10 protein-coding genes are annotated in these 13755 nt (G+C 69.8%); 1 reads left to right on the plus strand and 9 read right to left on the minus strand.

The window, feature by feature from the left end; translation table 11 throughout:
* Nucleotides 1–95: 95 nt before the first annotated feature.
* Genes purU through D457_RS0119700 form a run of 6 tightly spaced genes read right to left on the minus strand, consistent with a single transcriptional unit; the run spans nucleotide 96 to nucleotide 7388 of the window.
* The gene (gene purU, locus D457_RS0119675; protein WP_017582389.1) at nucleotides 96–947 is read right to left on the minus strand and encodes a formyltetrahydrofolate deformylase; all 852 of its coding nucleotides are present in this window, start codon (nucleotides 945–947) and stop codon (nucleotides 96–98) included.
* Nucleotides 948–998: 51 nt separating this feature from the next.
* Entirely contained in the window at nucleotides 999–2372 is a 1374-nt protein-coding gene (locus tag D457_RS0119680; RefSeq protein ID WP_017582390.1) for an L-serine ammonia-lyase, read from the minus strand.
* On the minus strand, nucleotides 2369–2974 hold the full coding sequence (locus D457_RS0119685) for a sarcosine oxidase subunit gamma (RefSeq protein WP_017582391.1): 606 nt from the start codon (nucleotides 2972–2974) through the stop codon (nucleotides 2369–2371). The genes D457_RS0119680 and D457_RS0119685 overlap by 4 nt, the downstream gene beginning before the upstream one ends.
* Nucleotides 2964–5831, minus strand: a complete 2868-nt coding sequence (locus D457_RS0119690) for a 2Fe-2S iron-sulfur cluster-binding protein (protein WP_017582392.1) — start codon at nucleotides 5829–5831, stop codon at nucleotides 2964–2966. The genes D457_RS0119685 and D457_RS0119690 overlap by 11 nt, the downstream gene beginning before the upstream one ends.
* Nucleotides 5828–6121 carry a sarcosine oxidase subunit delta gene (locus D457_RS0119695; protein WP_026116820.1) on the minus strand — a complete coding sequence of 98 codons (294 nt, stop codon included), beginning with the start codon at nucleotides 6119–6121 and terminating at the stop codon, nucleotides 5828–5830. Before D457_RS0119695 ends, D457_RS0119690 begins: the two co-directional genes overlap by 4 nt.
* A gap of 19 nt (nucleotides 6122–6140) precedes the next feature.
* Nucleotides 6141–7388 carry a sarcosine oxidase subunit beta family protein gene (locus D457_RS0119700; RefSeq protein ID WP_017582394.1) on the minus strand — a complete coding sequence of 416 codons (1248 nt, stop codon included), beginning with the start codon at nucleotides 7386–7388 and terminating at the stop codon, nucleotides 6141–6143.
* A gap of 82 nt (nucleotides 7389–7470) precedes the next feature.
* On the opposite strand from D457_RS0119700, the gene D457_RS0119705 reads away from it, so the two are divergent.
* A complete protein-coding gene (locus D457_RS0119705; protein ID WP_026116822.1) occupies nucleotides 7471–8121 on the plus strand; it encodes a GntR family transcriptional regulator in 651 nt (216 codons plus the stop codon).
* A gap of 141 nt (nucleotides 8122–8262) precedes the next feature.
* Here the strand turns inward: D457_RS0119705 and D457_RS0119710 are convergent, their stop codons facing one another.
* The 3 genes from D457_RS0119710 to D457_RS0119720 all read right to left on the minus strand — a co-directional run bounded on the left by D457_RS0119710 (nucleotide 8263) and on the right by D457_RS0119720 (nucleotide 13609).
* Complete coding sequence (locus D457_RS0119710; RefSeq protein WP_017582396.1) at nucleotides 8263–9921, minus strand: BCCT family transporter; 1659 nt, start codon at nucleotides 9919–9921, stop codon at nucleotides 8263–8265.
* Between the two features lie 2 nt (nucleotides 9922–9923).
* Nucleotides 9924–11087, minus strand: a complete 1164-nt coding sequence (locus D457_RS0119715) for an aromatic ring-hydroxylating oxygenase subunit alpha (protein WP_193374521.1) — start codon at nucleotides 11085–11087, stop codon at nucleotides 9924–9926.
* A gap of 71 nt (nucleotides 11088–11158) precedes the next feature.
* Nucleotides 11159–13609: a GcvT family protein gene (locus D457_RS0119720; protein WP_017582398.1), complete on the minus strand. Its 2451-nt coding sequence runs from the start codon at nucleotides 13607–13609 to the stop codon at nucleotides 11159–11161.
* Nucleotides 13610–13755: the final 146 nt, after the last annotated feature.

Here is a 13755-nt window from a genome sequence, read left to right on the forward strand (position 1 = left end):
GTCCGTCCTTGGGGGTGAGTGGGCGACGTCGTCTGGGAAAGGGGAGGGCCGGGCACACGCGGCCCGCGCGGCCACGGCCCGTGCGGTCCTCCGGGTCAGCGGAAGACCACGGTGCTACGGCCGTAGAGCAGGACACGGTGCTGGCAGTGCCAGCGCACCGCCCGGGACAGCGCGAGCGCCTCGGCGTCGCGCCCCACCGTGGCCAGCGCGCGGGGGTCGAAGGAGTGGTCCACCCGCAGCACCTCCTGCTCGATGATCGGACCCTCGTCGAGGTCGGCCGTCACGTAGTGCGCGGTCGCCCCGACGTACTTCACGCCGCGGTCGTAGGCCTGGTGGTAGGGCTTGGCGCCCTTGAAACCCGGGAGGAACGAGTGGTGGATGTTGATCACGCGCCCCTCGAGCTTGGCGCACAGCTCGTCGGAGAGCACCTGCATGTACCGGGCCAGCACCACGAGGTCGGCCCGGTACTCGTCGACGAGCTCCAGCAGGCGGTCCTCGGCGGCGGCCTTGGTCTCGGCGGTCACCGGCACGTGCACGAAGTCAAGGCCGGCCGCCTCGGCCATGGGCCTCAGGTCCTCGTGGTTGGACACCACACCGACGAGCTCCCCGTCGAGGTTGCCGGCGCGCCAGCGGAACAGCAGGTCGTTCAGGCAGTGGGCGGTCTTGGACACCATCACCAGGATGCGTGTGCGCTCCTCGCCCCACAGTTCGAACTCCATGGCGAACTCTCGCGCCACGGCGGCGAAGTCGCCCTTCAGCTCGTCCACGCCCCGATCCGGGTCCGTGCTCGAGAACGAGGTGCGCAGGAACAGCTGGCCGCGGACGTTGTCGTCGAACTGCTGGTGCTCGCTGATGTCGCAGCCCCGGTCGACCAGGAACTCGGTGACCGCGTGGACGATGCCCGACCGCTGCGGGCACCGGAGGGTGAGAATGAAGTTGCGTGCCACGATGGCCTCCTCGGTGGGAAGGGGTGGGCGCTCACAGGCGCAGAGCGCCGGTCAGCACTCCACGACGTTGAGCGCGAGCCCGCCCCGCGCCGTCTCCTTGTACTTGTCCTTCATGTCGGCGCCGGTCTCGCGCATGGTCTTGATCGCCTTGTCCAAGGTCACGTGGTGCGCGCCGTCGCCGCGCACCGACATGCGGGCCGCCGTGACGGCCTTGACGGAGGCGATCGCGTTGCGCTCGATGCACGGGATCTGCACCAGACCGCCGACGGGGTCGCAGGTGAGGCCGAGGTTGTGCTCGATCCCGATCTCAGCCGCGTTCTCCACCTGTGCCGGGGTGCCGCCCAGCACCTCGGCCAGCCCCGCGGCCGCCATCGAACAGGCGGAGCCGACCTCGCCCTGGCAGCCGACCTCCGCGCCGGAGATCGAGGCGTTCTGCTTGAACAGCATCCCGACCGCGCCCGCGGCGAGCATGAACCGCACGATCCCGTCCTCGTCCGCACCGGGCACGAACCGCTCGTAGTAGTGCAGGACCGCCGGGACGATCCCGGCCGCACCGTTGGTCGGCGCGGTCACGATCCGCCCGCCCGCCGCGTTCTCCTCGTTCACCGCCAGGGCGAACATCGTGATCCACTCCATCGCGCCCAGCTGGTCCCCGGACGCGTCCGCCGCCTCCAGGTCCTCGCGCAGCGCCGCGGCGCGACGGCGCACCTTCAGGCCTCCGGGCAGTACGCCCCAGGTGGTGGAGCCGCGTTCGACGCACTCGCGCATCACGGCCCAGATCTTCAGCAGCCCGTCCCTGGTCTCCTGCTCCGGGCGGCGGGAGGCCTCGTTGGCCAGCATCAGCGAACTGATGGACAGCCCGGTGCTCTCAGCGAGGGCTAGCAGTTCGTCGCCGGTGGAGAAGGGGTGCTCCACTGGGGTGGGGTCCTCCACGAGGACCTTCGCCCCGGCGGTGTCCCCGTCCACGACGAACCCGCCGCCCACCGAGTAGTAGGTCCGGGCCGCGACGAGCTTCCCGGACCGGTCGAGGGCACGGAAGACCATGCCGTTGCTGTGGAAGTCGAGCCGCTTGTTGCGGTGTAGCACGATGTCGTCGTCGGGGGAGAAACCGACCACGTGGCGGTCGGCCAGCTCCAGCTTCCCTGTCGCTGCCACGTTGTCCACCAGGGGCTGGGCCGCCACCGGGTCGACGGTGTCGGGGGCCAGGCCCGCGAGCCCCAGCACCACAGCCTTGACGCTGCCGTGCCCGTGGCCGGTCGCGCCGAGCGACCCGAACAGCTCGGCGCGCACCGACGCCACCCCGGGCAGCGTCCCCTCCTCGTGCAGCGCGTCGGCGAAGGACTTCGCCGCGCGCATCGGGCCGACGGTGTGCGAGCTCGACGGCCCGATGCCGACCTTGAACAGATCGAACACGCTCAGGCTCATGACACCGCCGTCCGGTACTCGACGCAGGCGTCGCTCAGCCACGCGGCGAGGTAGGCCGCGAAGGAGGACCTGACCAGCAGGGTGAACGCCCCGGACTCGGCGTCGCAGACCTGGAGGACAACCCCCGCCTTGGCGAGCAACGTCTGCACGCACGTCCCGGTCGGAGCCGCCGACGGGTGCAGGTCGATGGCGCAGCCGTGGGCGAGGACGTCCCGGCTGTGCGGTCCCGACAGGGCCAGCGTCGTGCGCTGGCCCGAGGTGTCCACGACCGCTGCCCGCGCGTCCCCGACGGCCTCGCGTAGCGCCGCTTCCATCGGGACCTGGTGGTCGGGCGCGGCCACCACGAGGAACTCGTCCGGTCCCAGCCACAGCACCTCGACGTCGCCGAAGGGGCCGCTGTCCCGGGTGAACGTGCAGGGGTCGGCGGGGAAGGTCGCGCCCAGGGCCGCGCCCATCCTGTCCAGGGCTCCGGCGTCCGAGGACCGCACGGTGAGCTGGGCCAGGAACGGGCGCTCGACCGCGGTGAGGGCGGGGCCGAGCGCAGTGAGACGGTCCGCCCACGCGGCCAGCGGGCTGGTTCGCATGCTGATGTCAGCCGTCACGACGAGCACCTTCCTTGTCGTAGAGCACGGACTCGGTCACGGTGACCGGCTGGAGGCCGTCCCCGACGGGGACGTAGAGCGTCTCGCCGACGCGTGCGCGGCCTGAGCGCAGGACCGCGAGCGCGAACGTCCGGCCCAGCGCCGCGCTGTTGTAGCTGGAGGTGACGTGGCCGAGCATGCGGACCGGGGGCTCGGGCAGCCGATCGGTTTCGACGATCTGCCCGCCTTCGGGCAGGCGGACGTCCGGGTCGGCCGGGAGCAGCCCCACGAGCTGCTTGCGGTCCGGCCGGTTGTTCTCGGCCCGGTCGAAGGACCGCTTGCCGATGAAGTCGGCCTTCTTCTTCGACACGGCCCACGACATGCCCAGGTCCTGGGGCGTGACGGTGGCGTCGGTCTCCTGGCCGACGATCGGGTAGCCCTTCTCGGCGCGCAGGACGTGCATGGTCTCGGTGCCGTACGGCGTGATGCCGTGTCGCTCGCCCGCGGCCATGAGCGCCTCCCAGACGGCGAGTCCGTGCCAGGAGGTCACGTTGATCTCGTAGGCCAGCTCCCCCGAGAAGCTGATGCGGCACAACCGCGCGGGCACGCCCTCGCCCACGTCGAGGACGGTGTCCCGCCACGTCATGAACTCGAAGGCCTCGTTGCTCACGTCCAGATCGGGGGCCAGTTCGGCGAGCACGGTCCGTGACAGGGGCCCCACCAGAGGGATCGTGGCCCAGTGCTCGGTGACCGACGCGGCGTACACGTCCAGGTGCGGCCACTCGGTCTGGAGCCACTCCTCCATCCAGTCCAGGACCATCGCGGCGTTGCCGGTCGTCGTGGTCACCAGGAACCGGTCCTCGGCCAGCCGGATGACGGTGCCGTCGTCGATGACCATGCCGTCGACGCCGCACATCACGCCGTAGCGGATCCTGCCGACCTTCAGACCGCTCATCTTGTTCGTGTAGAGCATGTCGAGGAACCATCCGGCGTCGCTGCCCTGGACGTCGATCTTGCCCAGGGTCGAGGCGTCCATCAGGGCGACGCCCCCGCGCGCGGCGCGGCACTCCCGCAGGACCGCGGCGTCCATGTCCTCGCCCGGCAGCGGGAAGTACCAGGGGCGCTTCCACTGGCCGACGTCCTCGAACGGCGCGCCCCGATTGACGTGCCAGGGGTGGATCGCGCTCACCCGCGCCGGGTCGAGCAGCTCACCCCGGTCGCGTCCGGCGAGCGCCGCGAACGACACCGACGTGTACGGGGGCCGGAACGTGGTGGGCTTCTGCTCGGTGAGCTCGGTCCCCAGCGCCTCGGCGACCAGCCCGGCGGTGATCATCCCGGAGGTCTTGCCCTGGTCGTGCGCGGTGCCGATGGTCGTGTACCGCTTGATGTGCTCCAGCGAGGTCAGTCCCGCCCCGGTGGCGCGCAGCACGTCCGAGACGGTGGCGTCGCGCTGCAGGTCGACGAACCGGGTGTCGGCGGCGCCATCCTCGAGTTCGCCCGGGGCGCTCCACAGGACCATTCCGGGGCGCACCTGTTCGCGCGTGTACGGCACCGGCAGCTCGACCTCGCCGGGCTCCCGGCCCGACGCGGCCACCGCCTCGCCGCCGACCTCCCGGCCCTGTCGCAGGCAGGAGGCGAGGTCGTGCTCGCCGGTCGCCGAACCGGCCACCCCCACGGTCTCCGGGCCCTCGCCCGGAACGAACGCGCCCAGGCTGGGGTCGTAGCGCAGGGTGCCGCGCGCCTGACTGAACAGGTGCACGACGGGGTTCCAGCCGCCGGAGACCAGCAGGGTGTCGCAGACGACGGTCTCCTCGATACCGTCGGTGCCGGGCATCGGGGCGATGCGGGCGGCGGTGACGCGTGCCGCGCCCTCGGAGCTGGTGACGGCGTGGCCGGCCCTGACCTCGATGTCGCGTGCCATGCACCGCGCGGCCAGGACGTTGGGGGCGACGGGTCGGGAGTCGACGACCATCGCGACGTCCACTCCCGCCCTGGCCAGTTCGAGCGCGGCGTAGTAGGCGCTGTCGTTGGTGGTGAAGACAACCGCGCGGGAGCCGGGCAGGACCCCGTAGCGGTGCAGGTAGGTGCGTGCGGATCCGGCGAGCATGATCCCGGGACGGTCGTTGTCGGCGAAGACGACGGGCCGCTCGTGGGAGCCGGTGGCGAGTACGATCCGCGCCGCCCTGATCCGCCACACGCGCTGGCGTGCGGTGCCGGCGGGAGCGTCGAAGCCCAGGTGCTCGGTCCGGCGCTGGAGCGCGAGGACGAAGCCGTCCTGGTAGACGCCGAACGCGGTGGTGCGCTCCAGGACCTGCACACCGGGGGTGCGGCGCAGCTCGGCCACGGTGTCGGCGACCCACTCCAGGGCCGGCCGCTCGTCGAGGTACTCCTTGGTACCGAGAAGCGAGCCCCCGGCCCGGTTCTGCTCGTCGACCACCACGACCCGGGCACCGCCGCGGGCAGCGGTGAGCGCGGCCGCCAGGCCGGCGGGCCCGGCTCCGACGACGAGCACGTCGCAGTGCGCGTGCTTGGTGTCGTAGCGCGCCGGGTCGGGCTCGGTGGCCAGCTTGCCCTGCCCGGGCAGGCCGTGCGCCACGAGTCCGTCGTAGAGCTCGACGGTGGTCGCGGTCAGCATCGGCTCCGGGAACGGCTGCTCGATCTGTACCAGCGACGTCGGGTCCTCCGAACCCGCTGCCACGATGCCGCGGGGCCTGCCGTACTTGATGCTGGTGCCGATCGAGTGCACCCCGTTGGCCAGTAGGGCGGAGGCCAGGGTGTCGCCGCGGTGCCCGGTCATCGACCGGCCGTTGAAGGTGAAGCGCAGTGTGGTGTCCCTGTCGACGAGGCCGCCGACGGGCAGACGAGAGTCCGGGCTCACGAGGTCGCCCCCTTCCCCTGGATGGGCGTCGGTTCACCGACGCGGTAGACGAACTGCAGTTCGTAGGTCCTGGTGTCGCGGACGGCGTTGAACCAGCGGCGGCAGCCCGCACTGTGGCTCCACCGCTCGGCGAACGGCCCGCTCGGGTTGTCACGGAAGAAGACGAACCGGGCCCACTCCTCGTCGGTCAGAGCGGACGGGTTCTGCGGGTAGTCCACGTGCGCCTGGCCGCCGTAGTGGAACTCCACTTCCTCGCGCGGCCCGCACCACGGGCAGGGGATGAGTTGCATGCCTGGCTCCTTGCTTGCTTCAGTGCGCGACCGCTGCGGCACCGTGCTCGTCGACGAGGGCGCCGGTGGTGAAGCGTTCGAGGGTGAACGGCTCGTTGAACTTGTGCGGCTTGTCGTGGGCGATGGTGTGCGCGAAGCAGTCGCCGACGCCAGGGGTGGCCTTGAACCCGCCGGTGCCCCATCCGCAGTTGAGGTAGAGGCCTGAGACGGGGGTGAGGCCGACGATGGGGGAGGCGTCCGGGCTGACGTCGACGATGCCCGCCCAGGTGCGCAGCAGGTGCGCTCTGGCGAAGATCGGGAACAGTTCCAGCGCCGCGGACATCTGCTCCTCGATGATGTGGAACGATCCCCGCTGCCCGTAGCCGTTGTAGCTGTCGATGCCCGCTCCCATGACCAGTTCGCCCTTGTGCGCCTGGGACACGTAGACGTGCACCGCGTTGGACATCACGACGGTCGGGTGCACGGGTTCGAGCAGCTCGGAGACCAGTGCCTGCAAGGGGTGCGAGGAGATCGGGAGGTCGATGCCGGCCATGCCCGCGAGGACGGAGCTGTGGCCCGCCGCGCACAGTGCCACGCGGCCTGCGGCGATGCGGCCGCGGGTGGTCTCCACGGAGGTGACCCGGCCGCCGGTCGTTCCGATACCGGTGACCTCGCAGTTCTGGATGAGGTCGACGCCCATCTCGTGCGCGGCCCGCGCGTAGCCCCAGGCCACGTAGTCGTGCTTGGCGATGCCCGCGCGCGGCTGGTACGTCGCGCCCAGGACGGGGTAGCGCACGTCCTGCCCGATGTTGACGATCGGGCAGACCTCCTTGACGCCCTCGGGGTCGAGCCACTCGGCGTCGATGCCGTTGAGCCGATTGGCGTTGACCCGGCGCACGCTGTCGCGCACGTCCTGGAGGCTGTGCGCGAGGTTCAGCACCCCGCGCTGGTCGAACAGGATCGGGTAGCCGAGGTCCTCCTCCAAGCCCTCCCACAGCTTGAGTGAGTGCTCGTAGATGCCCGAGCTCTCGTCCCACAGGTAGTTGGAGCGGATGATCGTGGTGTTGCGGGCCATGTTGCCGCCCGCCAGCCACCCCTTCTCGAGTACCGCGACGTTCGTGATGCCGTGCACCTTGGCGAGGTAGTACGCGGTGGCGAGGCCGTGTCCGCCGCCTCCGACGATCACGACGTCGTAGGAGTTCTTCGGCTCGGGGTCGGCCCAGAGGAAGTCGGGGTGGTCGGGCAGGTGTGCGCCGGACGGTTGAGCCGGGGACACGGGGCTGGTCATCGCGTTGCCTCCAGCGGGGTTCGGGGCTAGCCGACATCTAGTCAACGACTGATATATCAGCTTTCGTAGTACTGTAAGTCAGATGGGAACTCAGGTCAACGGTGAGGGCGGGTCGCTCGCGGAGCAGGCCTACGGGGTAATACGGGATCGTCTGGTGATGCTGGAGATCAAGCCGGGCGACCCGATCAACGAGGACCGGCTCAGCAGCGAACTCGGTGTGGGGCGCACCCCGATCCGCGAGGCGCTCAAGCGCCTGGAGCGCGACCGTATGGTCGTCGCCTACCCGCGCCGCGGCACCTTCGCCACCGATGTGCACATCGCCGACCTCACACACATCTCCGAGGTGCGGCGCACCTTGGAACCACTCGCCGCCTCTGCGGCGGCCGCGCGCGCCACCCCCGACGACCGCGCCGCGCTCACCGAGCTGCGGTCGCGGCTGGAGGACGCTCACACCGGCGACAACGCCGAGCTGCTGCGCGCCGATGTCAGCGTCCACCGAGCGATCTATCGGTGCGCGTACAACCCCTTCCTCGAGGACACGCTCATCAACTACGACGCCCTCGCCACGAGGATCTGGTGCGTGTTCATCCCCCGGCTGTCCGGAGTGACCGGTCACGTCGACGAACATGTCCCGCTCCTCACCGCCATCATCGAGGGCGACGCCGACAAGGCCGCCGCCCTCGCCCTGCGGCACGTCACCGGCTTCGAAAAGGCGATCCGGGCCCTGATCTGAACCGGGGCGGGCCGACTGACGATCGCCACCTCGGACAGCAGGTGCTCAGCCGCGGGGCGGAGCCTGCCACGGGAGACGTGCACCACCGGCGCGCAGCGCGTCCTCGTGGACGTCAGGCTCGGGAGCGCGCTTGGCCATGTGTCACACCTTGCCTTCGACGGTGTCGGAGGCCGACGCCGGCGAGGACTCCGTGTCGTTCGGCGAGGACTCCGCGCCATGCGGGTCGGTCCAACCCTCCTCGATCAGGTTCTGTGAGACGTGCGCGGTGAGCTCTTCGCGCTCCAGCTTGCGCTGGAGCTGGATCTGGCGACGGCGTTCCTCACCGAGCGCCTTCCACGTCGCCACACACATCGCCAGCATCACGAGGCTGAACGGCAGGGCGATGAGGATGGCGCCGACCTGCAACGCGGCCAGGCCGCCCGCGAGAAGCAGCGCGACGGCCACCACTCCTTCGGCGGTCGCCCAGAACACCCGGGTCCAGATCGGAGGTTCGGTGTCGCCCCCGGAGGAGAGCATGGTGACCACCAGCGAACCGGAGTCCGACGACGTCACGAAGAACAGCACGATGAGGATGACCGCGCCCGTGACCAGGACGGTTCCTCCCGGCAGCTCGCCGAGCAGCCCGAACAGGGCACCCTCGGTGTTGACGGACCCGTCCGCCGCGACCCCGCCCCCGGAGCCGAACACCTCGCGGTACAGGGCGCTACCGCCGAACACGGTGAGCCAGAGGAAGGTGACCGCGGTCGGCACCAGCAGGACACCGGCGACGAACTCCCGCACCGTCCGACCGCGCGAGATACGCGCGATGAACACACCGACGAACGGCGCCCAGGACATCCACCAGCCCCAGTAGAAGGTCGTCCACCAGCCCTGCCACTGGGCACCCTCCGGCCCCTGCATCGCGCCGGTGTCGAAGCTCAACCGGAGCAGGTTCTGGAAGTACAGCCCGATCGAGACCACGAACTCCTGGAGGATGAACAGTGTCGGACCCATGACCAGAACGACGATCAGCAGCGCGGACGCGAGCCCCATGTTGGCCTGCGAGAGCCACTTGATACCCCGCTTCAGACCGGTGGTCACCGAGAAGATGGCCAGCAGGGTGATCGCGCCGATCAGGATGACGCTCGTCCAGTTCCCCGGATTGCTGACGAGGCCGAGCACGTCGAGGCCGGCCGCGATCTGGAGGACGCCCAGGCCGAGCGAGGTGGCCACACCGAACAGGGTCCCGACGACCGCGATGATGTCGATCAGGTCGCCGAGCCAGCCGTTCACCCGCTTGCCCAGTACCGGCTCCAGCGCCCAGCGGATCGACACCGGACGGTTCTTGCGATGGATCGCGTAGGCGACGGCCAGGCCGACGACCACGTAGATGGCCCAGGGATGCAGTCCCCAGTGCAGGAACGTCTGCAACAGCGACTGCTGGGCGAGTTCCTGCGGCGAGCCCTCGACGCCCGGCTTGGGGCTGGCGAAGTGGTTCAGCGGCTCCGCGACTCCCCAGAACACTAGGCCGATGCCCATCCCCGCGGAGAACAGCATCGCGAACCAGGTGCTGAGCTTGAAGTCGGGCTCCTCGTCATCGGCCCCGAGCTTGATGTCGCCGAACCGGCCGAGTGCCATCCGGACCGCGAACACCACGAACCCGCACACGATCAGGATGTAGAACCACCCGAACGTGCCGATCACCCTGTCCTGAATAGTGGTGATCGCCGCGGCCACGGTGTCGGTGAACATCGCCGTGAAAGCGACGAAGACCGCGACCAGAATCACTGAGGGCCAGAAGACCCTGGGGGCAGTGATCATGTCTACCTTTCACCATCCTTGGTTTGGGCGAGTGTGGTCTGCACCCACTCGTGGAATTCGCCGATGTGGTGCTCGGACGGGACGAGGACACCTCCGTCGGCGTAGGCCCTCGACGACATCGCGGGCTGGCAGCGCTCGCACGCGTCGAAGTCCTGCTGGTTGACCCTGTGGAACAGCTCGACTGAGCGGGACACATCGCGGCCCGACGCCACGACATCCTTGCTGTACAGCCAGTCGCACTCCACGATCGTGCGGTCCTCGGACAGGGGGAACATGCGGTGCAGGATCACGTGGTCGGGCACCAGGTTGATGAAGACCTGCGGCCGGACGGTGATCGCGTAGTACTTGCGGTCCTGGTCCGACTCCACCCCACCGAGACGGTCGAAGCCCTCGGAGCCGTCCACGGTGAACCCGGAGACGTCCTCACCGAACTCCGCGCCGTGCCCGACGAAGAACTGAGCGGCGTAGCCGTCGGCGAACTCCGGCAGGACCTCGGTGAGCTCAGGGTGGATGGTCGCGCAGTGATAGCACTCCATGAAGTTCTCGATGATGAGCTTCCAGTTGGCCTTCACGTCGTAGGTGATGCGGCGCCCGAGCTCCAGGTCCTCGACCTCGTAGTTGTCGATGGCCTCCAGCGACCCCAGTCGCTGGACGACGTCGGCCTGCACCGTGTCGGCGAACGAGGGCGGCTCCTGCGCCAGGCACAGCCACGCGTATCCGAGCCATTCCCGCAGGTGCACCGGCTTGAGTCCGTACTCGGTGCGGTCGATGTCGGGCATCGAGGTCAGGTTGGGGGCGGCGACCAGCTTCCCGTCGAGCCCGTAGGTCCAGGCGTGGTAGGGGCACTGGAAGTTGCGCTTGACGCTGCCCGTCTCCTCCGTGCAGAGCCGGGCGCCCCGGTGGCGGCAGATGTTGAGGAAGGCGCGTAGCACGCCGTCCCTGGAGCGTGTCACGAGCACGCTCTCGCGTCCGACCTGGACGGTACGGAAGTCGCCGGGCTTGGGCAGGTCGGCGCCGCGCACGGCGCAGAACCACATCTGCTCGAAGATGCGCTCCTGCTCCAGGGCGAAGACCGACGGGTCCGTGTAGGTGTACCCGGCCAGGGTCGGGATGAGGCTCTCGGGCAGCTCGGCGCCGCTGTCGCCGTCGGCGGCCGGAGTAGTCATCAGGTTCTCGGTCAATGCTCTCTCCGCTTCTTGGCTGTGGTCGTGCCGCGCAGTGGTCGGTTGCGCGTGGCTCACGAACGGATGCGGGACATGTCGGGGTCGAAGAGCGGTTCGGCGGCCACCACGGCCGGGACGCGCTCCCCGAAGTACTCGATCTCGACGCGGTTGCCGGGCCGGGAGACGTCCGCGGGCAGCCACGCGTAGGCGATGTTCTTGCCGATGGAGTAGCCGCGGGCGGCGCTGGTGACGTAGCCGGCGGGGGCGCCGTCGGCGTAGACCGGCTCCGAGCCCATGACAACCTGGTGGGTGTCGTCGATGGTCAGGGCGGTGAGCCTGCGGGTGACGGTGTCCTCGGAGCGGTCCCGCAGAGCGTTCTTGCCGATGAAGTAGCCCTTGTTCATGCGCACCGCGAAGCCGACTCCGGCCTCGTAGGGGTCGTGCTCGGTGGTCATGTCCGAACCCCAGGCCCGGTAGCCCTTCTCCAGCCGCATGCTGCTGAAGGCGCTGCGGCCCGCGGCGATCACGCCGTGCTCCTGGCCTGCCTCCCAGAGGGTGTCCCACAGGCGGCGGCCCATGTCTGCGGTGGTGTAGATCTCCCACCCCAGCTCACCCACGTAGGACAGGCGCATCGCGGTCACCGGGACGTCGCCGATGAAGGCCTGCTTGGACTTGAAGTAGCCGAGTGCCCTGTGCGAGAAGTCCTCGTTGGTCAGCGGCTGCAGGAGGTCGCGCGCGGCGGGCCCCCACAGGCCGATGCAGCAGGTCCCCGAGGTGATGTCCCGGAGCTGGACGGAGCCGCTGCGGGGCAGGTGGCGGGTCAGCCAGTCGAGGTCGATCGGGCTGTTGGCACCGACCTGGAAGCGGTCCTCGGCGAGCCGGGCCACGGTGAGGTCGCTGCGGACCCCGCCGTCCTCGTTGAGCATCAGGGTGTAGACGACCGCGCCGACCTTGCGGTCGAGCTGGTTGGTCGTCATCGACTGGAGGAAGTTGAGCGCCTCCGGGCCGCTGACCTCGATGCGCTTGAGGGGCGTCATGTCGAACATCGCCACCCGCTTGCGCGCCACCAGCGCCTCGGCCCCCGCGATGGGCGACCAGTACCGCGACGCCCAGGCATTGCGCTCGGGGATCTCCGCGACCTCGGGCAGGCTCGCGTTGGCCTCGTACCAGTGCGGCCGCTCCCACCCGGACGCCTCGAGGAACACCGCGCCGAGCTCGACCTGACGCTCGTGGAACGGGCTGGTCCGCAGCGGCCGCGGCCGCTCGGCGGGCTGCAGCGGGTGCAATACGTCGTAGACCTCGTCGAAGGCCTGGCAGCTGCGCAGGTGGACGTACTCCGGCCCCTTCTCGACCTCCTCGAACCGGCTGAGGTCGCAGTTGTGCAGGTCGACCTCGGGCTGGCCGTCGACCAGCCACTCCGCCATCGCCTTGGCCACACCGGCGGAGTGCGTGATCCACACCGCCTCGGCGACCCAGAAGCCCTTGAGGTCGGGGTGCTCGCCGAGCAGGGGGTTGCCGTCCGGGGTGAAGGAGAACAGTCCGTTGATGCCCTCCTCGACCTCGGCGTCGGCCAGGCACGGCAGGAGGTCGACGGAGTCCTGCCACGACTTGACGAAGTCGTCCGGGGTGAAGGGTGTCTCCGACGGCATCGTCGGAGCGACGCCCGGGTCGAGGATGTCGTCGGCGGAGACCGGCATGGGTCGGTGCTCGTAGGCGCCGATGCCGAGGCGGTCGACGTGCTCGCGGAAGTAGAGGCCGGCCTCCTGGTGCCGTAGCAGCGGCTTGGACATCTCGTACAGCTCGTCGTTGACGCCCTTGAGGATCGACAGGGGCGTGGTCTTCGCGTACTGGTGGGCCATCGGGACCAGTGGGATGTCCAGGTCGACCATGCGGCCGATCCGAGGGCCCCACATGCCCACGCAGGAGACGACGATGTCGGCCGGGAAGGTGTCGTGCTCGGTAACGACGGCCCGGACCTGGCCCCCGTGCCGTTCGATTCCGGTCACCTTGTGGTGCGAGATGAAGCGCGCTCCGCGGTCGATCGCCCGCCGCGCCTGGGCCTCGCCCGCGCGCAACGGCTTGGCCAGCCCGTCGCTGGGGATGTGGAAGCCGCCGAGGACCTTGTCGGGGTCGAGCAGCGGGTGCAGTTCCGCGCACTCCCCGGGGTCGCGCAGGTAGCTCTCGACCCCCCATGACGTGGCCCAGCCGTGCCTGCGCTTCAGGTCGGCCCAGCGGTCCGGGGTGGTGGCCACCTCCAGGCCGCCGAGCTGCTGGAAGCACCACTCGTCGTCGAGGGTCAGCGCGGTGTACTTCTCGACGGTGTACTTGGCCAGCGTCGTCATGGTCTTACATCCGACGGTCTGGTACACCAGCCCGGGTGCGTGGGAGCTGGATCCACCGGTGGCGAACAGCGGCCCCTGTTCGAGCACGGTGACGTCGGTCCACCCGCGCGCGGTCAGCTCGTCGGCCAGCGCGCAGCCCACGATGCCCGCTCCGATGAGTACGACGCGTGGTTGGGTCCGCATTGGGGTCCTCCTGGAGGTGAGGTGTGGTCGAAGCGCGTCGATAGCCGCGCCGGATCCGTGGGTAGAGTGCGGGCTCCACACAAGGCGGCAGAGCGGGCTCTACAGGTTGGGGTAGAGCGGGCGCTTGGTAGCCAGAGCGCTGACGC

It is taken from the genome of Nocardiopsis valliformis DSM 45023 (assembly GCF_000340985.1).
In the GTDB taxonomy this organism is placed as follows: Bacteria; Actinomycetota; Actinomycetes; order Streptosporangiales; family Streptosporangiaceae; genus Nocardiopsis; species Nocardiopsis exhalans.